Here is a 23498-nt window from a genome sequence, read left to right on the forward strand (position 1 = left end):
TGGATCGATGCAGGCCATTGATGGAGCGGTCAGGTCATCAGCATGACGAGAACCATTCCCCAGATCGTCAGCAGCGTATTTCCGACCGCGTAGGTGACCGTGTAGCCAAGGCCAGGGATCTGGCTCTTTGCCCGGTCGTTGATCATCCCTAGCGACGCAGTCGTCGTGCGCGCGCCGGAGCAGCACCCGAGCACGATCGCGTCATGGAAGCGGAACACATACTTCCCGACATACATCGCGAGGATCAGGGGTACGGTCGTCACCGCCATTCCCCAGAAGAACAGGCTGAAGCCGAGCTGCTTCAATCCGGCGACGAAGCCTGGTCCCGACGCGATACCCACGACGGCGATGAAGATATTCAGGCCCACCGAATTCATGAACCAGACCGTCGAGGATGGAATCCTCCCGAATGTCGGGCGAACAGAGCGCAACCATCCAAAGAACAAGCCTGAGATCAGCGCCCCACCGGATGTGGAAAGCGTGAGGGGCACGCTGCCGACCTTGTAGACGATTGCGCCGACCAAGGCGCCCACGGCGATCGCTGCGCCGAGGAAAGCAACATCAGCCACGTCGGTGACGCGGTCCGGCACGCCAAGCAACTTCGTCGCCGCCGCAACGTCCTGGGACCGTCCCACGATCGTGACGATGTCTCCGCGGTTCAGTTTCGTGTCCGGCAAGATCGGGATATCGACGGCCACGGCCCCGCGAGTGATCTTCCGCAGAAAGACGCCGCGAGATCCCGGGGACCTCGCGATCTCGGCCAGTGTTTTTCCATCAGCGAATTTGCTCGTGACGTAGACGTCGACGCCTTCGGCTGGCACCGCCAGCAGCTCGCGATCATCGACTTCCTGAGCGCCCGCGCCCACCAGCCCGACCAACACGTCGCGCCGACCGGCCAGAGCCACGACGTCGCCGGCCTGAATGACGGTTTCGGCGGTTGCGTCCATGATCTCGTTGTCGCGCCGTATCCGTTGAACGAAGACACGCTGGTCGGGAAGGAGCGATTCAACCTCGATCGCAGTCTTGCCGACAACCGGCCCATCCTCCCGCACCCGGAATGCGCGGAGCTCGAACTGGTGCCAGGCCGTGCCAGCGCCGCCGAGCACCTTCTTGGCCCCGTGCTCCTCTTCGTAGCGCTTGCAGGCGGCCTCCAGATCGATCCCGAGGAGCGTCGGACCAAGCAACGCCAGTACGATCGCCGAACCAACCGTGCCGAAGAGATAGGTCACCGCGTAGGCGACCGGCATCGCATCGAGAAGCTTTTTGCTTTCTTCTGGCGACAGTCCGAGGCGGTTGATCGCGTCGGTCGCCAGGCCCATCGACGCCGAAATTGTTTGCGACCCGGCATAGAGTCCGGCGGCCGACCCGATGTCGTATCCGGCGATCTTCGCGCCGAGATATGCGGATAACAGGCAGAACACGCAGACGACCGCCGCGAAAAGCGCTTGCGGAACTCCGTCCTTTGCGATTCCGCGGACGAATTGCGGTCCTACTCCGTAACCAATGGCGAACAGGAACATCAGGAAAAAAGTCGGCTTGAGCGGACCGGTGATCTTGATGTCGAGTTGGCCGATAATCACGGCCGCGATGAGCGTCGCCGTGACGGCGCCCAGGCCCAGGCCTTTGTATGTAAACGATCCGAAGTAATATCCGAAAGCCAGAGACAAGAATATCGCCACTTCCGGATAGCTTCGCAGTGTCTGAACGAACCAGTCCGTCATAATATCACCCGATCGGTGTAGAGCTTACTTGAGCGAACGTTCATCGAGGCCGCGTCGGAATGCTTCCGAGCCGGCTTCGCTCAGAGCCTGTCGGGCCTGAGCAATTTGAGCCCCTTCTCGGCCTCGAAGCCGTGGATTTCCTTCACGTCGAGCTTGCGCATGAAGGTGATCGCATCTTTCGTGAGGACCTGGCCGGGCACCATGATCGGGAACCCCGGCGGATACGGGATCACGAAATTCGCTGAGACCAGGTCGGGCCCGTTCTCCAGCCGCTTGTCGATTTCGGCGCTTCGCAGTGGCACGTACTCGCAGTTTTCTTCGCTATAAGCGGCGAAAAACGCTGTACGCATATCGCCTTCCGTCGTGGACGGGCCGCCGTCCTTACGGAAGACGTCGTGGAAACGGCTGAAGTTCGGCAGCTCCGGCACCTCTGTCATGAGGTTGTGGACTTTCTGCTTGAACCCGGCCGTCGAGGGTCCGCCGCTCTCCTCGAGTTCGCGGCAGATCTGGACGAGCACCCGCAGCAACAGTGCGACGTCGCTCCGGCTGTTGTTGATGTTCGACTGAAGCAGCACCGAATTCCGAGAGGTCTTGTTGACCTGGATGCTGAATCGGTTCGCCAGCAAACCTTTGAAGCTGGTGCCATCAAAGCCAGCCGTGCCGCAGACCATCGTCAAGCGGGTGGGATCGAGGAAGAACTCGTCCTCGTTGACGGCCTTCAACACCGTACCCCAATTCACCCCAGGCGACAGGTAGTCGACGAAGCCGGAGTTACGGAACTGTTCCGGGATCATCGCGTCGGCGCCGAGCACCCGGAAGTATTTCGATATGAGCGGATGCCGATTGATCTCTTGCCGGATCTTCAGCGCGATCGTGATGGCGTTCATCACCAGGCCGTAGCCTTCGAGCTCCATCTGCCGGCGCGCCACTTCCAGTCCCGCGATGAGTTGCTGGTTCGGGCTCGTGGATGCGTGGGTGAAGACGGCCTCCCGGAACTGGCTCTGCACATGCGGGAAGTCGACGTCGTGGACGAGCACCATCGAGCCCTGCCGGATGGCGGACATCGACTTATGTGTCGAATTCGTCTGGTAAACCCGCAGCCGGACCTTGCGCGGGTCGGGCGTCAAGCGCGCGCTCATGAGCGCATCGCGCGACGGGGATGGGCCGAGCGATTGCTGCTGCGCCTCATAGGCTTGAGCCGCTTCCGGACTCGCCAGGTACTCCTTCAGGTCCGCCGCTGCGCCCATGGCTGTTCGTGGACGCAGGAACGGCGACCAGTGGGCAAAGCCGGACCACGCCTCGTCCCACAGGAAGATCAGGTCGGGCTTGATGGCGAGGCACTCCGCCATGACCCGCCGCGTGTTGTACATATGGCCGTCAAATGTGCAGTTGGTCAGGTCGAGCATGCGGACGCGGTCCAGACGCCCCTCGTCACGGAAATCCAGCAACGTCTTCTTGATCGTCTCCAGGGGCACCGCCCCGTACATCGAGTACTGCGTGAGCGGGAACGCCTCGACATAGGCCGGCTGGCCACCGCAAAGCACCAGGCCATAGTGGTGCGACTTGTGGCAGTTTCGATCGACGAGGACGACGTCCCCCGGTCGAACGAGGGCCTGTACGACCATCTTGTTGCTTGTCGAAGTGCCGTTCGTGACGAAGAAGACATGATCGGCCCCAAAGGCTCGGGCCGCCATCTCCTGGGCTTTTTTGATCGTGCCCGTCGGCTCCAGCAGGCTGTCGAGGCCGCCCGTGGTCGCGCTGCTCTCGGCCAGGAACAGGTTCATCCCATAGAATTCGCCCATGTCTCGGATCCAGTCCGACTGGAACACCGACTTGCCGCGGGCGATTGGCAAGGCATGGAACGTCGCGATCGGGCGCTGGGCGTATTTTTTCAGATTGTCGAAGAAGGGCGTCTCGTAACGCGCGGCCACGCCTTCCAGGATGGAAAGGTGCAACTCGATCGGCTCTTCCACAGAATGGAAAACCCGACGCAGAACATCCGCCTGCGGATCACCTGCTATCGCCTCCACATTGTGCCCCGACAACATGTAGAGATCGAGTTCGGGACGAATGCGCTTCAAGGCCCGAGCGAGTTCCAGCCCTGAATGGCTGTTCAGCTTCGCCTCGGCCACCTGGTCGAGCAGTTCACGGATGACCGGGGCGTCGTTCCGGGAATGCTGCGGGATCCTTTCCGCCACCACGACCGCGGCCAGCCGCGGGTTCAGCACAGCGGCGCAGATCGCATCCTCCATGGAACCCACGAACACCGGCTCGTAGACGAACTGGTCCTCACGCCGGCGCAAACGACGCACCTGGCTTCGCAGCGCCTTCCAGCGGGGCTCTTCTTGGGCCGTGACGTAAAGGACCTCGAAGTAGGGACGCTTGCTCTCCCCCGGCGATACGACGCTGGGCACGATATCGGCCGCAACCGCGTCCTCGTCGGACTCCCATTCCTCGGCGAGCTCGGACCCGCGGCCAAGCGTGAGCACTTCCGAGATATGCTGGGCCAATCGCGCCGCTTCCTGGGCTTCTCCCGATCCGACCAGGCCTTGTAGGCGCTCAACCGTAGGGCTTCCCGGGATAGCGAAAAATTGCTCAACAGCCGCGAGTTCTTCCAGCGAGCTTCCCAGCTCGCTTGGCCGCTCACCTCCAGAGCGCCACTCCCGGGCGTGCTCGGCCACGGTCTGCCAACGATCATTGCGGGACGCGTGCAGCACGAAGAATTGGTCGATGCGGTGCGCCGACGTCGCCATGATCGCCTCCTGAGATGGGCGGCGACCTCAACCGGATCGCCTTCGAGAAAGGAAAGCGTCGCCGGACGGTCCGGAACGGATAAGTAAGTTACTGTACTCCGGGCGGGCATTGATCCGCGTCGACGCAGCCCAGGCGACGTTCCGCCTATCCGGCAGCTCGATTACAGTAACTTACGCGCATATCGGCCGGATCATCGTACTCTGATGAGGTTCAATAAACCTGCTGCTTGAGCCGCCGATGCGACCTTTGAGCAAAAGGATCATCGCCATCGCCGCCGCGTTCGGCGAGGAGCAGAAGGCCGAGATATTGTACGAAAGCAACGCACACTTTCGTGCGCTTTGCGACGACCTCCAGGAACTCATCGAATTCCGCGAGATGCTTCCCAATGGTCAGCAAAGCTGCCAGCCGATGCCTGATTGCGACCAGCTGATCGCAGAACTGGTCGGAGAACTCCGGCAGTATCTCAAAAGATCTCGGCTGGATTGAGGGTGCGCGCCATTCGTCACCAAGGAGGAAGCGATGAGGATGCTGATCGCGATCGGAGTTCTGGGCTGCGGCGCTACATTGTCCGTGGCAGCCTTGGCGCAGAACGCCGCAAGCTTGTCCGGCGCCTATGTGGGGCCCGGGCAAAGCTGCGAAGAGATGTTCGTTACGCGCAATGGCAAAACCAATTTCAAGGAGCCCCGTAACGCGTTCAGCTCCGCCATCCTGATCCGCGCCTCAACCGTGAGCACGCCCATGGCCACGTGTCGGATCGGCCGGTCTGCAAGCCAGAACGGCGTGGTGACGCTGAACCTCAATTGCACGAATGCGATGTCCTCCCACGGCCTGAAGGCCTATTTCCGCCGACAGGACAATGGGTCCCTCGCGCGGCTATCTGGCCCGAGCGAAACGAGCGGCGACACCTATCAGCGCTGCAGCTTCTGATACCAGAGCCGTTCTGCTGACGCACCGCCCGGGATCGGCCGCGCGGTGCGTCAGCATGATCAAACCTTGCTCCGAGCTCTGGCTCGCCTCAATGTCCGCCGCTGAAGATCAGGGTTTGGATGGGAAGCACGAGAGCCTGAATGCGGAGCAGGAGCGCATGCACCAGAGCGACCGCGTCCACTGCGTGCAGGGCGAATTTCCGCCCTGAACCCACATCCGGCCGATCGATCTCGTCGTGGTTGCTCGTGTAAGCGTTCGCCAAGCAACTGCTTCCAGGCTTAACGCCGTCCAGGCCGTTCTCGTAGAGTGGCTCGAGCCGCACCAGGATGGTCCCCGGTTTGGCGGCGTTCTGTGCTTCGACAAGGAGCTCGCCGCCCCGAAACTGACCCGTGGCGATATAATCCTGCACGTCCGCCACCACCATGGGGATCACTTTCCAAGGCTTGGACACGCAGGTTACTTCCGCCACCATCCCTGGGCGCATCACCTGCGCTTCGATCTGGCCGAAGCCGGCGAAGAGCGATTCCCGTCCCGACGCCTGCGGAATAAGCACGCCGGCCGGGCGCAAGAGCGGATTGACGATATCGCCCACCTGAAGCGCAAATTGTTCCACACGGCCGTCCACGCCGGCGCGGACCACTGTCTTGTCAAGTTCGACCTGCGCCTGGTTGAGGGTGGCCTCGGCGCTGGCCTTCTGGGCCGGAAGCAGCGTTGAGACACGGATCTCGACCGCTTGTTTGCTGGCCTTTGCGGCGTCGATTCCGCCTTGCCTTGTCTCAACAAGGGTCTGAAGCTTCTCGATCTCGCGCCGGGCGACGATGTCGGGATTGCGGCGGTTCAGCTCCTGTTTGGTGGTGAGATCGTCGAAAGCCTGGTCATAGGCGCCTTGCGCCTGTGCGATTTGTCCCTCGCTTGCCGCGAGATCCGCCTGCGCCATGACGAACTGCGCCTCGATCTCGGCGACTTTCCGACGCGCGGTCTCAGTCTCGGCTTTCTGGCGCGTATCGTCGAGCCGGAAGATCGGCGAGTTCCTCTTGATCTCCTCGCTGCCCCTGATGAAGATTTCTGCCACGCGGCCATTGGTTTCGGGGACGATGGGCACCGTTCGGAAGTAGGCCGTGACACTGGATGTGGCTGGATGAAAGTAGAAGATCGTCCCGATCAACGCGACCGTCAGCATCAGGCAACCGACGATACCCCACCGGAGCTCAAACCAGACCGAAAACAGATTGATCTCTTTCCCCAATCGCTTGTTCTGCGCATATCTGCGGTACAGGTAATCGGGAAATATCGTCAGAAGAGAGCAGAGAAACAGCTCAAGCATGATCAATGCTCCTCTCGGATCTGGGCATGCAATTTTGCCTCTTCAACTGCATCCGCGGCATCGGCGCCTCCCCCCGGCGGCAGCCCCGCCATGGTCTCCAATGACCCGGCGACCCGGCGCAGCGGGGAGCCCCAGTCTGGCAGATCGATGAGCGCAAGCAGGAGGCCGGCGACCCAGAAGATGTGTTGGTGCGAGAACAGGGCCAGGAGACCCAGAACCGCCACGATCTCGAATTGCAGCTTTTGCGACTTATGGGCCATGCGCTCCGGCAGCGTGTGGATGCGCAAGAACAAGAGGCCAACACCCAAAATTGCCAGGAGAAGAAAGACCCCGCTCCCGACCATCAGTACATCGACCTTGCCCGGTTCGGTGACGAAAATGGGCAGGTGATGAGGAGCCAAGGCGTTGGTTTCGGCGGACACTTAGCACCTCACAATTGGGGGCGTGCGACCTGCGAACGGCCGAATGCGCGGATGAGTCGTGCTAGCATCCAGACTGTCGCGGCGGAGGTTTTTTACAGTAAATTACTTGGAATTGCTGCCCGAAGGAGCGTCGATCCCCTGAACGGCTGAGGGCGCTCGCTTGATGCTCCCGCCAGTCGGCGGCTCATGCGACTGATCGTCAGGAGCCTGATCGCGCTGGACGATGGAGACGTCGCATGAAAAGCCGAGCTTCAGTTTTAGGCCTACTCGCCATGTTCGCCCTGATTGTGGGGCTGGCGCCAGCCCATGCGCGATCTGGCGCGGTTCGCATGCAAATCTACAAGGCCGGGTTCGTCGTTGGCGTGTCGGGCGGTTCCGGGGTGCTGCAGTTCGCGGGCCACAGCTACCCACTCAAGATCGGTGGTGTCAGCTTGGGAGCCACCATCGGGGCTTCAAAGGCCGAACTCGTGGGTCAGGCCCGCAATCTGGCGCATCCCGGCGATATCGAGGGCGTCTACACCGCGGCCGAAGTCGGCGCGGCGGTCGCCGGCGGAGGAAAGATCGCCAAGCTGAAGAATTCCAGGGGCGTCGTCCTGGAGGTGCGGGGTCGCCAAGCAGGGCTGATGTTCTCACTCGACCTCAGCGGCTTGCAAGTCTCTCTCAAGCGCTAAGGCGAGGGTCAGGCACACGGAGGTCGCCATGAAACAGGACTCCTCCATCAGTGGAAAAACCTACCGCAAGAAGCTCGCCGAGTTGCACGAGGAACTCGTGACGCTCCAGTTCTGGGCGAAGGCCACCGGCGCCAAGATCTGCATTTTGTTCGAAGGCCGCGACGGCGCCGGCAAGGGTGGCGTGATCAAAGCCGTGATCGAGCGTGTCAGCCCTCGCAACTTCCGCGTGATCGCGTTACCGGCGCCCAGCGAGCGGGAACAATCGCAGATGTATGTGCAACGCTATCTGCCGCATCTGCCCGCGGCGGGCGAAATCGTGATTTTCGACCGGTCTTGGTATAATCGCGCGGGCGTCGAGCGGGTGATGGGGTTCTGCACTCAAGCAGACGTCGATAAATTCCTGAATGTCGTTCCAATGGTCGAGCGCGCGATCGTCGAGTCCGGAATCATATTGCTGAAATACTGGCTTGACGTTAGCCAGGAGGCGCAGACAACCCGCATGAAGGAGCGCATCCACGACCCCCGCAAGATTTGGAAGCTGTCGCCCATGGACCTCGAGTCATACAGTCGTTGGTACGACTACTCACGAGCCCGCGACGACATGTTTCTGAAAACCGACACAGCTCACGCGCCCTGGTTCGCGGTGCGCTCCGACGACAAGAAGCGGATGCGACTCAACGTAATACGGCACATTCTCGACCAGATCCCCTATGAGGCAGTCCCCCAATCGCCCGTGAAGCTGCCGAAGCGTCGCAAGGATCCGTCTTATGTGGAACCGCAGTTCGCCCGAAACTGGGTTCCCAGCGTCTATTGAAGGCCCGGACCTCGCCGCGGCGTATCGGCGAAACATGCGGCGGCATTGCGCGCTCCTTGGAGTACAAATCCTGGCGGTCGCCGCACTGTATGCGGTTGCGGTTCCGATCTTTGTCGATCTGGTGTCTCATCTGGGAACCGCGGTTGATCTGGCGGCCGCAAGCGTTCTGGCGATCATCGGCTTTGCTCTGATCCAACAGGCCTGCTACTGGGCTCGGCGTCGCATTGGACCCATACAATGGCCCTTGCGCAGCGTCGTCCTGAGTCACCTTTTCCGCTTCTTGGGCCGGATAAGCTTTTTTTTCGGCGGAGCTCTGTTTTCGAGCATTTTCTACAGGCACATCCCCGAACTTGAGATGCTGCCGCCGAGTGGCCAGATTGCCGGCAAGATGATTCTCGTGCTGGCGGTCCTATTTTGTCTCTTTTGCTTTTCGTTGGAGTTGGAGCGGGTCGGAATCGATCTCGACAAATGGTCAGATAGCGGCCGTTAATTTGATCCAAGCGTTGGAGGCGCCAACTGTCGGAGTGTGTCCACCACGCCGGTCAGAATGATTTGCACGCCGACGCACAACAGCAAGAACGCCGAAAGGCGCATGATGACGCGCGTGCCCTCAGTTCCAAAAATCCGCGCCATGCGGGATACTCTCGCGTAGGCATGCAGGATTGCCGCGCACACGATCGCGGCCGCCAACACTGAACTCAGCAGCGACGCGATGGCGTGTTGGGCGGAGGAGCCGCTGGCCGCCAACGTGATGGCAGTCGCGATCGTACCGGGTCCTGTGGTCAAGGGCACCGTCAGGGGGAAAAACGCCTGGCTGCAAATCGCTTCGAAGGACTGGGTTGAACTCGAACGTCGTTCGTCTTCCTGCGGAGATTCGTGGAGCAGCGTCCAACCGGCCGCGACCACGACCAGTCCTCCGGCGATCCGCAACGCAGGGATCGACACGCCAAAGAACCGGAGAACCGTGGAGCCGGCGAAGTTCGAGACAATCAGAACCAGGAAGGCGTTGATCGCGACCCGCCAGGCAACGCTGGCTCGCTGCTTGTCCGTGAGGTTCATCGTGCGGTTGAGGAAAATGAAGGCGAGCCCGTAAGGGTTGATGATTGCAAACAATGTGCCGAGTTCGAAAAGAAAATTCTTCAACACGGCCGCTGCCCTCGCTGACTTAGCCCGCCACAAGACTCACGATAACGGAGCCCCAGGTGGTCAGAAGGATGTGGCCGATCGGAACGGCGGGAGTATAGCCCAGAACCGCGACCGGGCTGCCCGAGCGCTCCTGCACCGCCGCCATGGCGGCGGTCATCGTTTGCGCTCCTGCTATGGCCCCCAGCACCAGCACGAGATTCATGCGCAGCACGAAGCGGCCGAGCAGCAGGGTCACGATGGGTGGGACAAGCGTCACCACCATGCCGCCAAACAGCAAGCCAAGCCCTGCCTCGGCGACGGCGTCAAAGAAAACGGGTCCGGCATGCAGGCCCGTCATGCCGACAAATGCGGCGAGCCCAAGCGACGTCATGAGGTTCACCGCGCCATCGGGGATCCGGCCAAACAAAGGCAGGCGCGTCCGCAGGTGCCCGACGATCAAACCGGCCAAGAGCGTTCCGACGCTCGTGCTGAGCGAGATCCGCAAGCCAGCGATCGGAAATGTTATCAGCACGCCGGCGAGGCCGCCCAGGAAGATCGCCAGCCCCAGAACGATGAAGTCGGTCGACGCTATAGGTGCGACCACAACTCCGAAACGTGATGCTACGGCATTCACGACATCCTCAGGACCGACCAAACGGATCACGTCGCCGCGTTGAAGTGCGACGCCGGGCGCGACAGGCACCACTTCCGCGCCCCGCCGAACGTCACGCAGGTAGACGCCCCGGCTCCAGTCCTCCTCGGCCACTTCGGCCAGGTTGGCGCCGCCGGCTTGCGGTCGTTGAACCAAGACCTCGAGTGTCGAAACCGGGATATCGAGGAGTTCGGGGTCTTCCACCTCCACGGCGCGAGACGCGACCCGCTCGACGATGGTCTCCCGCCGCCCGGACAAGGCCAAGACGTCACCCTGTTCGAGGACGAGGCCCGGGTCGGCCGCCAACAGGTTTTCACCGCGCCGGACGCGCTGGATAAATAGCCTGTGCTCGCGCACGCCGGATTCGGCTGACGCCACCGTCATGCCGGCCAGCGGCGAGCCGTCCGGCACCCGATAGGCGCGGACCTCGAAGGGACGCCATACGGTCGCGGCGCCGGAGCCCCGACGCGAGATCCCAAACGACTTCTCCAGCAAGAGTGCTTCTTTGCGTAAGTCGACCCCCAGCAGAGTCGGCGCAACAATGCTGCAGAACAGAATGAGCCCCGCTGTGCCGAACACGTAGCAGACGGCGTCCGCCACCGCGACGTGGGCCACGTAAAGGGCCCGTTGGGCCTCCGGGATTGGCAATGCGTTGATGGCCTCCGTGGCCGTCCCCATTGCGGGGCTTTCGGTCAACGCACCGGACAGGAGACCTGCCGCGAAACCGGGATCCAGATGAAAAAAGCGCGCCATCGCGAAGGCGACCAAAAGCCCTGTGACGGCGCATACGACGGCAAGCAGCATCGGCTTCAAACCGTCTTGGCGCAAAGCCTGTAAAAATTGCGGACCGACGGAGTAGCCGATCCCAAACAGGAACAGCAGGAACAGAAAGGATTTCGTCATGGGGGATACGGGAACGTGCGCGAATTGGCCCACGAGAACGCCCGCGAAAAGCGACCCTGTGACAGGCCCCAGCCCGAATCCGGCGATCTTTAGGCCACCGAACCAGTAGCCCGCACCGATCACCAAAAAGAGGGTCAGTTCAGGGTACCGAACCAGGAAGTCTTGGAACCAGGTGAGCACGGCGGCGCACTCCAAAGCGTCCGGGCCCCACGGTATGCCAAGGCCCCTTCATCACCCTGCGCGCGAGCACCGTGAATAGCAGTGTGTTACTGTAGCTTGGCTGCCCACTCCTGTGGGCCCTCCGGCGCTGCGCGGCGAGCGGCGCCTTCGCAAGCCCACCCACTCGGTGAATGCGAGCGGCTGGATGGACCCACCCAGGATCCGTACGCGGCGCAGCGCCCAGATTGCGCGTGGGATTCGGGGAGCCGCGTAGCCTACAGTAAAATACCTGACGGCATGCCCTCGGAGTGCTTGGCTCGCCTGAACGATTCAAGTGAGCAGGCAGCGCATGCCATACCAATACTTCAACGTTTCGATCCTTGCTCTGCTACTTGCATCGGGCGGATCAAACGCGCTCAGGGCTCAGACCGCGAGCCCGCAGGCCGCGCCCCAAAGCATCGTGACAACGAACGCTGAGTCCAGCGACGTGTCCTTTAGCCGGATGGAGCTCGAGAAGATCCTCACGCCGATCGCGCTGTATCCGGACGTGCTTCTGGCACAATTGCTGCCCGCCTCCGCCTATCCGCTCGAAATCGTGCAAGCCGCCAGATGGTTGGATCGCAACAGAGCGGCGGTTCAGAAAAACGATTACGCCGCGGCCGACGCCCAGAATTGGGATCCCAGCGTGAAGTCCCTGCTGCGGTTTCCCGACCTAGTGAAACGGATGAACGACGACCTGGACTGGACGAGCGATCTAGGCGACGCATTCGTGCATCAACCGCAGGATGTCGCCGAAGTCATTCAGTCCCTGCGCGCCGCCGCGGAGAAGACCGGAGCATTGAAGACCACAAAGGAGCAGACGGTCTCTCGCAGGACGGACAATGGCAAGCAGGCTATAACGATCGAGCCGACGGACCCCCAGGTGGTCTATGTGCCCACATACCAGCAGACCGTCTATGACCCGGGCGTATCCGCCGCAGGAGCGGGCCTGATCGGCTTCGGCACTGGCGTGATCGTGGGATCGCTGGTCAACAACGCGGCGTGGAACTGGGGCGCGGGCGTCGTTTATCCGCCCGTCTGGGCCGGCTATCCTGGTTGGCGTCCCCCGGCCGTGCCGCCTGGTGCGCGGCCTGGCGTTCGGCCACCCCGCCCTGACCAGGGGCTGCCGGGTGGCCCGGGCTCTGGGCTCCGGCCCGGTGGCGGCAACATCAACATCGGAAACGACATCAATATCGGCGGCGGCAACCTCACCGGCAACGCCAAGCCTTGGCGGCCCGACCCCGACCGCTATCGTCCTGGGCAGGGCAGCAAGCCCGGCTTGAGCCGCCCAGCGGCTCCTGGAGGGAGCGGGCGGCCCGGCGAGGGCGTCGCAGGTGGGGCGCGCCCGTCCCAGCTGCCCGCCGGCGGTGAACGCCCCGGCGGCGGAATTGGGGCAGCCGCTGGCGGAGCATTGGCGGGCGCCGCAGCCGGCGGGATCGCCGGAGCCGCAACGCGGCCCCGAGCGGACACGCGGCCAGCCGAGCGACCCGGCCAGGGCGCACAACGTCCCGGACAGTCCAAGCCCGGCGCTGCGCAGCGGCCCACGCAAAAGCCCGGAAATGCCCAGAAACCCGGCGCCAAGCCCAAACCCGGCGCCAAAGCTCCCGCCTCGCGGACGTCTCGGTCGCCTCCCAGGGCGCCGTCGGCCTTCGGCGGAATGGACATGGGCCGCGGCGCAACCGCATTCGGCGCTCGCGGCGCTGTCAGCCGCGGTCAAGCCGGCTTTGGCGGCGGCGAGTTCCGAGGCGGCGGAGCGGGCCCGCGCGGCGGCTTCAGCGGCGGCGGAATGCGCGGAGGGGGCGGAAGCCGCGGTGGTGGATTCCGCGGCGGAGGCGGAGGCGGTCGCCGCCGCTAGCCCATTTGCGAGTCGCAGGAGAATGCTCATGCTTCGCCGTCATGTATCAGCCGCGCTCCATTGCGTTTGTCCTGCCGCGCTGGTGCTGTTGCTCACCGCCTCCGCCAGCATGGGCCAGCAGGTCTTCGCCTCGCCGGAGGAGGCCTCGAAGGCGTTGGTGGGCGCGGCGGCCGATCCACAAGCAGGCGCGCTCGACCGCCTGTTTGGCCCTGGCGCCCACGATCTTCTGAGCAGCGGCGACCCCGAAGAAGATCAGCGCCGGCTCACGACGTTCCGCCAGTCGTCACAAGAGTCGGTCGATCTCCAGCAGGCGGGCGAGTCCACCCGCGTGGTCGTGGTCGGACGAGGCGCCTGGCCGTTTCCCATTCCGATCGTCAGGCAAAAGGACGGTTGGGCCTTCGACGTGGACGCGGGACGAAACGAGCTGATCAACCGCACGGTCGGCTACAACGAGTTGAGCGCGATCGAGACGTGCCGGGCCTATGTGGCCGCGCAAAAAGAGTACCTCCGCCTCGACCGTGACGAGGACGAGGTCGCCGAATACGCCCGGCGCATCGTCAGCACGCCCGGACAGCGCGACGGCCTCTACTGGGAGCCGACGAAGCAGGGCGACGTCAGCCCGCTGGATGACCGCCTGGCGCGGGCGACCCCCGGCGTGAAGAGTGGTCGAGAGCCTTATCGCGGCTACTTCTACCACGTGCTCAAGGCCCAGGGCCCATCCGCCAAAGGGGGCGCCTACAACTACGTCATCAATGGTCACATGATCGCCGGCTTCGGCCTGGTGGCCTACCCGGCTCAATGGGGCAGAACCGGCGTCATGACCTTCATCTGCAACCAGCAGGGCAAGGTCTACGAGCAGGATCTCGGCGCCGACACCGCCAAGCGCGCGGCCGGAATGAAAACCTACGACCCCGACAGGAGTTGGACGCTGGTCGACTAGGCAGCGAACCGTTCTCAAGGAACGCCAGAAGCTGGGAGACGCGCCATGCTGAAAACTTTGCCGGTCGCAACCGCTTTGCTCGGCTCGAGCCGCGCCGCCCAAGCACGATCAGCCGCAAACGGAGTGTCTGCTTGCGGCCAGGTGAGCAGCGCGTATCCCACCGCCTGGCGGCCATGAACGCGCGCGCGCACATCGGTTCAGCCGCCCTGATCTGCCTTTGTGCGACAGCGTCTGGCGCACAAGACCGAGATATCCTGATCGCTGTCCAGCGATTGAACAAAATCGAAAACCCAGCTCAGGTCGAGAAAACTTGGTCAGACATCGCTGAAACAAGCGAAGGGCGTGATCTTATCGATCAAGCGACCAAGGGAGTTGGCGCCCAGCATGCGATCGCGACCACCGCGAGGATTCATTATCTGAAGAATAGAGGAAACCAGCACTGGGGCGTGATCTCGGCGCCCGATGATTATACGGCGTGCATGGCGTCGGTCGAACGGCCGGTGATCAACTGCAAGGAAGGAAGCTTCGTGGGGGCCCTCAAGGCCCATCAGCCTGGCAAGCTCGACGGTTTTCACTGGTACATGATCGTGCCACGCAGGCAGATCGGCGCGCCATCCTGTTGGATTGACGGAACCGTGGTGATCACCTTCGTGGCCACAGACAAGAAGGCCCAATATCCCTGCCAAGCCGTAAATGGGCCGCCAGTCTTCCAGTATGGCAGGAAAGCATTGGCGCGCGACCTGCCTTGAATCTCCTCGGGTGTGCCGTCCGATCAAAACAGGCGATCGAAGCGCCACGTGACCCGAACCCTAGTTGTCCCGCACGGATTCCCGGCTATTCTGGTCGAGGACACTGAGGTAGCGCACGACCGAATGGCGGCGCTCGTCCGCCATCGACGGCAACTCCTGAAGGCTAGTGAGCGCCGCCCTGAGGCGGCGCATGACCGGAACCGACCCGCCGCCGAAATGCCGGATCTCGTCAAAGGACAGCGCCAGGATGTCGTCCCAGCTCGGGAGGGGAACAAACAAGACCGGCTGGCCGCCTGCGCCGCTCACCCACACGCTGCCCAGCTCCAGCGCGGCCATGCGGCGGATCAGGTCATCGATCTGGTCCAACGCCTGGACGGCTGTGGTTGGATCGTTGATCGCAGGCGAAAGCGCCTTGATCGCAATATCGACCAGCAAGCGAAGCGACCACTTGGGATCCTGATGAAACGTCCGCTCGCGCCCGAGCCGGATGTGGTCGCGAAGGCGCGGCTCGTTGAGGACTCCGGTCTTCCAGCCGGCGCCGTGGACGAAGAGAATAGGTGATCCTTCCATGAGGGTGTCGCCGACGCCACAAGCCAATATCATGACCACGCCTGCGGTCTCGGCGTCCCCCACCAGCCCGGCGACATCCAAATGCGTGATGCTGCAAGGACTCCCGGTGTGAGACACCAATGCGGACGGTTTTCCGAGCGCGCTCACAAGGGGCCCACTTCGCTTGGGAAGCGATAACAACGAATCCGGCATTGCAAGCACGGAGCGCCCCTGATCTCCGATAAGGCGGAGCACCTCAGTTATCTGCAGCCCGGAAAGACTTTGGACGAGCAATACAAACGCCAGCAAGCTCGCGACAAGCAAAGCCAAGACCAACATCATCGAGATCATTGGGACCGATCCGCTGGCTGAACGATCGGTCCACATCATCAGCGCCATCGCATAGGCGAACGTGGCCATGAAGACGCCCAGCGCATGATAGACGCCCGGCCGGGACGCAAACCACAGGACCAGTCGTGGCGAATACGCAATCGCGCTGAACTGGACCATGACGAACGCGATGGAGAAGACGATCGTCGTCATCGCCAGCATGCCGGAAGCCGTGGCGGACAGGAAAGCCAAAGCCGAACCCGACGACATTCCATGCACAAGTTCGGGCGCCCAAGCGAGCTCGAGGCGCGGCACGATCGCCGCCGCTGCGATGCTCGCCGCCGTATATACCGTGGGGATCAACCACAGCCTCATGGTGGTCCTTCGGCCATCTGGCGCGGTGGCGGCGGCTCAAGAAGCGCCGCCGAAACAGCAACCGCCAACGCTGCCGGTCGCGCTAAGGCTGCCGCTCGCGGGGTCTCCAGCGTGGCGCCTGCCCGTGCGTCCATGCTCATGCGCCCCCGCGAGCGCTTGGTTCAGTGTTGAACCGGACCCGACCAACTCAGGAAAAAACCGACGTCCCCAGGCAATCCGTGCGGCCACTCGATGATCATGGCCTTCAGCTTGTATCCAGCCGGGCGCAGCTTCTCCCGCCAGATCTCATAGGCCTGCCGGGGCCGGCCCGAGAGCGTCGTCGGCCAGCCCTCCTCCGCGTTGTTGATGGCCCGGCCCCGGTCGTTGCAGAGAGCATTCGGAAACCGCATCACCAGGATTTCGGATTCTCCTCGTTTGGCGGCTTCGCGCAGCCGTAAGAACAGTCGCTTCTTGATCCCCTCGATGGCCTCTGTGGTGAGGTCCATGGGCGTTGACATGGCCCTGATGAGTTCATTCTGCGCCTGCCCGGCTTGATCCATGGCTTTCACTTCCGCCATCGCCTCCGCCAAGGACATCTTCAGCATGTAGGACCGCAGGTCCTCCGCGCTCATGAACGCCTCGTCCCCAAGCGCGGCATGCTCGTGGGGCGAGCCGAACCCAGCCGTGCTCATTCTGACCTCCTGCAATGCGAGCGACAGCCATGGCCCGCCGCGCAGCGGAGAGCCAGTCAGCTGGATCAACACGTTAGAGTACTGCGCCCGGCCCGCGCCCTGCTGATTCAGCTCAGTTTTGGCTGCCTCCAACGAAAAGACCCCGGCGCGAACGCCGGGGTCCCAGACCAGTCCGAGAGGACGGATCAGAAGTCGCGCTGGATCTTCAGGCGGGTGTTCCAGATGGAGTCATTGCGCACCGAGCGGGCGAGCGGGTCCGTCGCCACGAAGCTCTGGCTGAGGCCGCTGCCCACATTGGCGTGGACGTAGTTGACCTCGGCGCCGATGTCGAGATCCTTGACTGGCGACCACGTCACGTTGGTGCCCAGGGTCCAGTAGGTCAGATCGCGAGCGCGGTTCGAGAACGCGGTCCCGGCGCCGACGCCAGGAGTGGTCCCGAACGCAGCGAAAGCCGAGCCGGGCGCGTCGCTTTTGATATACGAAGCAAACAAGGCCTGCCGAATGGTCGGGGTCCAATAGTGCAGCATGGCGGCCGTGAGGCCCCAAACCGAAGGCTTCTCGAGGTCGTAGGTGGCGACGCCGCCGATGGCTCCGGAGCCCACCAGATACGCATCAGGAATGAGCGCACCGGCGCCGCCGAAGTTCCACGAGCTCTTGCCATACCCGAAGGGATTCCAGAGGACGTAAGACGGAGCGCCCTTGGTGTAGGTGCCCTGCAGGTAAAGGACATCACCGGGCGCGATCATCGGTAAGTTGATCTTGGCGCCGAGGTTCACGGCCCAACCGTACTCCGAGTCCGGCGATCCGAAGGACGGCGTGATTGCGCCGCCGGGAACCGCGAATGCGGCGGTGTTGCCGACTCGGATCTGGTGCAGAGCGCCAGACAGTTGCACCGTACCCCAAGCTTGGTCGAGGCGAAGGTTCCCGACGACGTCCGGCACGGCGTCGCCGGTGTAGGAGTAGGTTCCAGCCAGCGTGCCGACGGGAAGCAGCGCGCCGCCGGTGTTCACCCCCGAACGGCGCTCCTGGTTGTCCTCAATCGACAGCGTGGCGGAAAAGCCGTTGCCGAAGGAAGCCGTGTAGGCAAGCAGGTTGGTGGGCAGAGCCGAACCAGCGGTCGTTCCGACATACTCGAGGTCGCCGCCGTAGAAGTCGAAGAACGACTGCGTGCGACCAGCCGTCAGGCCGCCGAACTGCACGAAGGCGCGGTTGAGGTCGACCTGGGTCTGAGCCTGGCCGGCGTAATCAACGCTCGTGCCCGTGAAGGCGGTGCCGACGCGGACGGCCGAACCGGAGTAGATCTGGCCGATACGGCGCGAGATGTCGTAGCGGACATAGGCGCGCAGCAGGCCGTATTCGGTCGCCGTGCGGGCGTCGACGTAGATACGGCCGGTCGTGCGCGAGCCGGTCGTGGCGTCGTTGCGGGCGAAGGGCTCGCCATACTGGTATTCGAAGCGAGCGCGGCCGCCGATGCGAATGCAGGTGTCGGTGCCCGGGATGTAGAAGAAGCCGGCCCCGAAGGTCGAGCAGACGCGCACGTACTCGACCGGCGCAGCCTTCTGGGAAGGAAGGTCAGCGGCCTGTGCGCCTGCGCAACCGGAAAAGCCAGCAACGCCTGCAAGAATAAAAAGTCGAATCGAGCGCATGGACAAACTCCACAAGGATGCCGAACAGCAGGATCGCCGGTCGCCTATTGCGTTGCAAGGACTTCCGTTCGAAGTTTCACTCGAGATCACATAATCCTGGTCGTTGTTGCGCAAACGCATCGGCTGGAAGCTAAGCACTCCGGCTGGTCGGCGCCGCCACCTCACTCAACGGTCCCGGTATTGACCGAATGCAATCTGATCTTCGGGCAGATGTCTCGAAAGGCTGTTATTTGCTTGACGCAAAGTTCCACCTCCGAGGCTGAGCCGAGCAAAAGCGATCACCACGCCGGGCCAGCACGCGAACGCAGAACCAGCCGGACGTTCTGTGTACGCAGACATACGGATCAGGGGAGAGTGGCTGCCCAGCACTTGCGTGCTTTAGGCGATCGCAACAAAATCGGTTTTTCGGCCTAGTGGGATAGGCCCGGGATTGATCGATGGAAAAATACCATCAGAGCATCGTAGCCGAGGCCGAGAGATTCGCGGCGGAGCACGCTTACCTGTCAGGCGAGGAGTTCGGCGCCAGCGTTGCGGATTACCTTGCACGACATCGGGAGTTTGATCCCGATCACTTCATGGATCTGGCGATCGAGAGCTACAAAATACGACTGGAGACCAAGAGGCTCGTCAAGGAAGGCCCGTGACACGGGTCTGCTGTTTGCTGGGCTCCAGCACTTTCGGACGAACGCTCTTCGAGCGTTGCATGGTTTCCAACACGCCATGAGGGCCGACGACCTGTTGTGCTATGTCACGCCCCAGATCCGATTGGATCGCGAGCAAATCGCCGTCGGGAACGATGTTGTATCGGGCGGACCAGAGGACCTGTCCGCCTCTCGCATCAACGAGGCGAGCTGCTAGCACGCCCCTCGCTTCGGACATGGACACGCTACCCTCGACGAAATACTTGACGTTGTAGGATTGGCCATCGCCGCTCGCGTTCTTCCCGAACATGTCAGTCGCAGCCCGGCCCAGAGTTGCGAACTCTCGTTGTTCCGCGAGCCCACCGATCACCTCTTCCGACACGCCGCGAGCGATCTGTTGAGCGCGGGCGTCGCCGCTCGTCATCGTGAAGGGAATGACGGCCAGGAGAGGCTTTTCGGAAGTGGGGGCCGCCCTGTTCCACTGGCCCCACAGAAGCAGGGCGGTCGCCGTCAGGACGGAAGCCGCGAGCATCTCGCGAATTCCCCATTTCGAGAGGGCGGATCGTGCGCCCTCGACAAAGGACGGCCGCGGATCAGTTTCAACGCCGGAATTCAGCGGTTCCCCCAACGCGCAGGTTTTGAATGTCGGGACGTATGCTCCTTTGGGTACTTCGATCTGGATCGGATCATGCGCGCTGTAATTGTACCGTTCCAGCGCACGGCGAAGCCGACCAGCCTCGATACGAACCAGAGGATCGAGGTTAGGGTCGAAATTCTCGGGCCGGTCAAAAACAGACAGGCCTATCGAATAAGCTTTGATCCGATCTTGCCTGCCGTCCAGGCACTCCTGAACAATATAAGACAGGAATTTGCGAAGCCGTTTCGAACGTTCGAATTCTTCACTCGCGAGGATATTTCGAACAACCCCCTCGATGACTTCCCGTCTTGCATCGCAATCCATGGACATGGCTCGGCTCGCTGCTGCAGGCATCGGGGGATGGCCCGCAGTGTGGCGCTCAAAATCCAGCATGATCAATAGATCGCATGAGCTATAAAGATGCTAAAATGCGGATCATCAGATGATTATCCGCAAGAAACTTACCGTCAAACGCGACGCCGGAGGTAATCAGCGCTATCGAATGACTCATCGGGTAAGACGAGGACTGTACTGATGCAGGAGTGTCACTTGGCGCACGAGCGTCGGGGCCGGGAGGCGGCGCTCGAACGCCATGTCGGCCTTGCCGACACGAAGGGCGATTAGCGGTGAAAAGATTGCCGGCCGCCACTCCGCCGCGGGGCCGGTTCGGTCACCGGCTCCGGAAATCTGCCCTCGCCCGACGGGCGCAAACTCGTGGTCAGCGCCGACCAACGCGATTGACGGGTCCGCCACGGTTCATTGGCGTTCCATGTCTGACGCCTCCAGCCACGGCAGCGCGCGCGACGGGCCTGGCGACCAAAACCCGACCAGGTTGCACAGTACAACCGGTGGGATAGCCGATGTACTGGCAATAGACCACGGCTGAAGCCCCGGACGAAAGCTGGGCCATGAATGCGCCGGACATAAGAAGCATCGATAATGTACGGTACATCATGATCCGCACTCCCTGGTCGTCGGGATTGAAACCGCTCTATACAAGGCCATCCAACCCACGATGAGGTCAATCAACTTAGGGCAGTTCGAAACGGCGAGACTGATCGCGATCATATTTCCTGAGAAATTTTACGCCGCTTCGCGCACGGATCTCCCCTCCCTAAGACGCACGACACGGGCTCCTCTTGGAATGCTGATCTCGATCAGGTCAGTTTTCGAAAGTTGAGTTCAAATGGACGCCGAAGTCCCGGAGGTTCGAACGCGCCTCGCTGCTGAGAATGGAAGCGCAGCATGGACCCCCAGGCCGCCATGCAGCACCTCGAACACGCAAAGGACACGCCGAGCGCCATGTCCATTCCAGAGCTTGCCGTCATGCGCGAGGCCCCTCCAAGCGGCGTTGAGCGAGACCTTACCGCCGGCGGTCAACGGTCGGCGATGTCCGAACTGGTCGACAATGGTTTGAGGATAGGGCTCATCGCCCTGCTGGCTTACGCTTGCGCCAGGATCATCATGCCGTTCGCGTTCATCTTGCTTTGGTCAGCAATCCTGACCGTGATGCTTCAACCGGCTCACCGGCGACTCTCCATGCTTCTTGGGCCGCGCGGGTCTGCATCGCTGATCGGCCTGGCCGGCGTTGCGCTGATACTCGGCCCACTGATCCTCGTCATCACGGTGATCACCAAGTCTATCTATTCCCTCCTGACGATCGTCCAGAACAAGAGTCTGAGTATTCCGCCCCCTCCGCTATGGCTGGATGGAACGCCCCTCGTCGGCAAGAAAATCGCGGAGATCTGGATCCTGGTCGCCACGAATTTGCCCGCCGCGGTGTCTGAATACGGCCACCTGCTGAGCGACCCGGTCGCATGGCTCGGCGCGGCGGCAGGCGGCCTCGCGGTCAGCGAAGTTTCGCTTGTGATCTCGTTCATCATCGCCGCCGTGATGCTGATTTCGGCGAAGAACGTCCTGCAGTTCTCCCATAAGCTGGTGGCGCGCATCACAGGCAGCGGCGCGCGCGCGGAGCAGATTTTCAAGATGACGGTCGCCACCATAAGGGGTGTGGCGCTCGGCGTCGTCGGCGTCGCCGTTGTGCAATCTATGCTGCTCGGCGCCGGCTTCTTTTTGCTCGGCATCGGCGCCGCCGGTCCGCTGACGCTGGTGGCCTTCCTGCTCGGGATCGCGCAAGTGCCCTTGCTGCTGCTCACGATCCCGGTCGTCATCTATGCCTTCGCAACAGAACCCACGCCCATCGCGATCGTCTTTCTATGCTGGAATATCGTGGCCGGCCTAAGCGACAACGTTTTGAGGCCCCTGATGCTGTCCAGGGGAGTCGAGGTTCCATTGCCGGTGATCCTGGTGGGGGTCATCGGCGGGATGATCGTGGATGGACTGCTCGGGCTTTTTGTTGGCCCTGTCGTGTTGTCGGTCAGTTACGTTCTTCTGATCGAATGGATGGACCAGGATCCTGTTGAACACCCAAAAACAGACGCTCCGACGCCGGGTTTAGCGGAGAACGCTCTCAGAGGAGGCCAAACAGGCGCGCTTGCTGGGCCTTGATAGCCTCCAGCCGTCGGGGAAATGCGCCCTGAGGTTGCCGCAGCCGTTCAAGGGCTCCGTTCGGACCGATGATCTCCTGCGCGATGCCACGGCCCAGATCAGACTGGAGGGTGACCAGATCATCGTCTGGAACGATGGCGTATCGGGCGGACCAGAGAACATGCCCGCCTCTCGCGTCGATCAGCCGAGCCGCCACGACGCCCTTCGCTTCGGACGTGGACACGCTGCCCTCCACGAAATACCGGACATTAAAGGATTGACCCTCCCGAGCCGAGGCCTTCCCGAGCCTGTCGGTCGCAGCGCGGCTGAGGGTCGAGACGCCGTCTTGTCCGGCCAGAACGCTCATCACCTCTTCCGAAACCCCGCTGGCGATCTGTTGGGCGCGAAAGTCGCCCCCCGTCATCGTGAAGGGGAGAACGGCGAAAAGGGGCTTTTCGGGGTGCGCCGTCCAGATCCCGTGTCCCGCATAAAGCAGGGCGGCCGCGACGATCGAGGCCGCAAACGTGATGCGGACTCCCCATCGCGACGGCGAGATGGCTGAACGTGAGCCCTCGATAAAGGAGATGCGCGGTTGAGGATCAGCGCCGGCGTCGGGCGATCCAACAAGGGCGATGGAGGGCTTGAAGGTCGGGACATACCCGCCCTTAGGCACATCGATCTGGATCGGGTCATGCGCGTTGTAGTAATAACGTTCTAACGCCCGACGGAGTCGACCGGCCTCGATGCGGACCAGAGGGTCTATATTGGGGTCGAAGTTCTCCGGCCTGTCAAAAACAGAAACCCCGATGGCGTATGCTTTGATCCGGTCCTGTCGACCTTCCAGGCACTCCTGAACGATATAGGACAGGAACTGACTAAGCCTTTTTGACCGTCGGAATTCTTCACTCGCGAGAATGTTCCGCAAGGCCCGCTCGATGACTTCCCGTCTTGGGTCGCAGTTCACAGACATGGCTGAGCTCGCTAATTGAAGAGCTGCAAGGGGCCATTTTCATTCTGGCGCTTTAAACCCGTCATCCTCAATAGATCGATCGGGCTAGGCAGGGCCGAGAGCCTCCTCCCGCGGTGATCGCGCGCCCTTCGAGCTTA

Annotated in this window: 21 protein-coding genes; 10 read left to right on the forward strand and 11 right to left on the reverse strand. The window is 62.3% G+C overall.

Features of this window, described 5'->3' with window-relative positions; translation table 11 throughout:
• Window positions 1–29: 29 nt before the first annotated feature.
• Window positions 30–1721, reverse strand: coding sequence for an aspartate-alanine antiporter (aspT, locus tag AC1DSZ_RS06095; RefSeq protein ID WP_476837493.1), 1692 nt, complete (start codon window positions 1719–1721; stop codon window positions 30–32).
• Between the two features lie 80 nt (window positions 1722–1801).
• Window positions 1802–4474: a decarboxylase gene (locus tag AC1DSZ_RS06100; RefSeq protein WP_476837494.1), complete on the reverse strand. Its 2673-nt coding sequence runs from the start codon at window positions 4472–4474 to the stop codon at window positions 1802–1804.
• A 247-nt stretch (window positions 4475–4721) separates the two neighbouring features.
• On the opposite strand from AC1DSZ_RS06100, the gene AC1DSZ_RS06105 reads away from it, so the two are divergent.
• A complete protein-coding gene (locus tag AC1DSZ_RS06105) occupies window positions 4722–4961 on the forward strand; it encodes a hypothetical protein (RefSeq protein ID WP_476837495.1) in 240 nt (79 codons plus the stop codon).
• Between the two features lie 39 nt (window positions 4962–5000).
• Complete coding sequence (locus tag AC1DSZ_RS06110; protein WP_476837496.1) at window positions 5001–5402, forward strand: hypothetical protein; 402 nt, start codon at window positions 5001–5003, stop codon at window positions 5400–5402.
• An 88-nt stretch (window positions 5403–5490) separates the two neighbouring features.
• Here AC1DSZ_RS06110 and AC1DSZ_RS06115 read toward each other — a convergent pair whose 3' ends face one another.
• Complete coding sequence (locus AC1DSZ_RS06115) at window positions 5491–6726, reverse strand: HlyD family secretion protein (RefSeq protein ID WP_476837497.1); 1236 nt, start codon at window positions 6724–6726, stop codon at window positions 5491–5493.
• Window positions 6727–6728: 2 nt separating this feature from the next.
• Entirely contained in the window at window positions 6729–7148 is a 420-nt protein-coding gene (locus AC1DSZ_RS06120; protein WP_476837498.1) for a hypothetical protein, read from the reverse strand.
• 329 nt (window positions 7149–7477) lie between these two features.
• Here AC1DSZ_RS06120 and AC1DSZ_RS06125 point away from each other — a divergent pair, with 329 nt between their 5' ends.
• From AC1DSZ_RS06125 to AC1DSZ_RS06135, 3 genes are read left to right on the forward strand one after another with little or no spacing between them, the layout of a single operon-like run.
• Window positions 7478–7819, forward strand: a complete 342-nt coding sequence (locus AC1DSZ_RS06125) for a hypothetical protein (protein WP_476837499.1) — start codon at window positions 7478–7480, stop codon at window positions 7817–7819.
• Window positions 7820–7847: 28 nt separating this feature from the next.
• Window positions 7848–8633: a polyphosphate kinase 2 gene (gene ppk2, locus AC1DSZ_RS06130; protein WP_476837500.1), complete on the forward strand. Its 786-nt coding sequence runs from the start codon at window positions 7848–7850 to the stop codon at window positions 8631–8633.
• On the forward strand, window positions 8587–9123 hold the full coding sequence (locus AC1DSZ_RS06135; protein WP_476837501.1) for a hypothetical protein: 537 nt from the start codon (window positions 8587–8589) through the stop codon (window positions 9121–9123). The genes ppk2 and AC1DSZ_RS06135 overlap by 47 nt, the downstream gene beginning before the upstream one ends.
• Here AC1DSZ_RS06135 and AC1DSZ_RS06140 read toward each other — a convergent pair.
• On the reverse strand, window positions 9120–9779 hold the full coding sequence (locus AC1DSZ_RS06140) for a MarC family protein (protein ID WP_476837502.1): 660 nt from the start codon (window positions 9777–9779) through the stop codon (window positions 9120–9122). The genes AC1DSZ_RS06135 and AC1DSZ_RS06140 overlap by 4 nt on opposite strands.
• A gap of 19 nt (window positions 9780–9798) precedes the next feature.
• Entirely contained in the window at window positions 9799–11493 is a 1695-nt protein-coding gene (gene aspT, locus AC1DSZ_RS06145) for an aspartate-alanine antiporter (protein WP_476837503.1), read from the reverse strand.
• A gap of 328 nt (window positions 11494–11821) precedes the next feature.
• On the opposite strand from aspT (AC1DSZ_RS06145), the gene AC1DSZ_RS06150 reads away from it, so the two are divergent.
• The 3 genes from AC1DSZ_RS06150 (at window position 11822) to AC1DSZ_RS06160 (ending at window position 15055) form a co-directional block, all read left to right on the forward strand.
• A complete protein-coding gene (locus AC1DSZ_RS06150; protein ID WP_476837504.1) occupies window positions 11822–13366 on the forward strand; it encodes a DUF3300 domain-containing protein in 1545 nt (514 codons plus the stop codon).
• Between the two features lie 28 nt (window positions 13367–13394).
• Window positions 13395–14306, forward strand: coding sequence for a DUF2950 domain-containing protein (locus AC1DSZ_RS06155; protein ID WP_476837505.1), 912 nt, complete (start codon window positions 13395–13397; stop codon window positions 14304–14306).
• A 131-nt stretch (window positions 14307–14437) separates the two neighbouring features.
• A complete protein-coding gene (locus tag AC1DSZ_RS06160) occupies window positions 14438–15055 on the forward strand; it encodes a hypothetical protein (protein WP_476837506.1) in 618 nt (205 codons plus the stop codon).
• Between the two features lie 60 nt (window positions 15056–15115).
• Here AC1DSZ_RS06160 and AC1DSZ_RS06165 read toward each other — a convergent pair whose 3' ends face one another.
• The 3 genes from AC1DSZ_RS06165 to AC1DSZ_RS06175 all read right to left on the reverse strand — a co-directional run bounded on the left by AC1DSZ_RS06165 (window position 15116) and on the right by AC1DSZ_RS06175 (window position 18626).
• The gene (locus AC1DSZ_RS06165) at window positions 15116–16309 is read right to left on the reverse strand and encodes a DUF2254 domain-containing protein (RefSeq protein ID WP_476837507.1); all 1194 of its coding nucleotides are present in this window, start codon (window positions 16307–16309) and stop codon (window positions 15116–15118) included.
• Window positions 16310–16470: 161 nt separating this feature from the next.
• Complete coding sequence (locus AC1DSZ_RS06170; RefSeq protein ID WP_476837508.1) at window positions 16471–17112, reverse strand: hypothetical protein; 642 nt, start codon at window positions 17110–17112, stop codon at window positions 16471–16473.
• A gap of 53 nt (window positions 17113–17165) precedes the next feature.
• Window positions 17166–18626: a porin gene (locus tag AC1DSZ_RS06175; RefSeq protein ID WP_476837509.1), complete on the reverse strand. Its 1461-nt coding sequence runs from the start codon at window positions 18624–18626 to the stop codon at window positions 17166–17168.
• 437 nt (window positions 18627–19063) lie between these two features.
• On the opposite strand from AC1DSZ_RS06175, the gene AC1DSZ_RS06180 reads away from it, so the two are divergent.
• Window positions 19064–19270 (forward strand): hypothetical protein, encoded by a 207-nt coding sequence (locus AC1DSZ_RS06180; RefSeq protein WP_476837510.1) that lies wholly within the window; start codon window positions 19064–19066, stop codon window positions 19268–19270.
• Here AC1DSZ_RS06180 and AC1DSZ_RS06185 read toward each other — a convergent pair.
• Complete coding sequence (locus tag AC1DSZ_RS06185) at window positions 19254–20234, reverse strand: hypothetical protein (protein WP_476837511.1); 981 nt, start codon at window positions 20232–20234, stop codon at window positions 19254–19256. The two genes, AC1DSZ_RS06180 and AC1DSZ_RS06185, sit on opposite strands and share 17 nt — an antisense overlap.
• 915 nt (window positions 20235–21149) lie before the next feature.
• Between AC1DSZ_RS06185 and AC1DSZ_RS06190 the strand changes: the two genes are divergently transcribed.
• Window positions 21150–22412, forward strand: a complete 1263-nt coding sequence (locus tag AC1DSZ_RS06190) for an AI-2E family transporter (protein ID WP_476837512.1) — start codon at window positions 21150–21152, stop codon at window positions 22410–22412.
• On the opposite strand, the gene AC1DSZ_RS06195 is transcribed toward AC1DSZ_RS06190, so the two are convergent.
• A complete protein-coding gene (locus AC1DSZ_RS06195; protein ID WP_476837513.1) occupies window positions 22375–23361 on the reverse strand; it encodes a hypothetical protein in 987 nt (328 codons plus the stop codon). The two genes, AC1DSZ_RS06190 and AC1DSZ_RS06195, sit on opposite strands and share 38 nt — an antisense overlap.
• Window positions 23362–23498 lie beyond the last annotated feature (137 nt).

The sequence above is a fragment of the Alsobacter sp. P4_H11 genome (assembly GCF_056400925.1).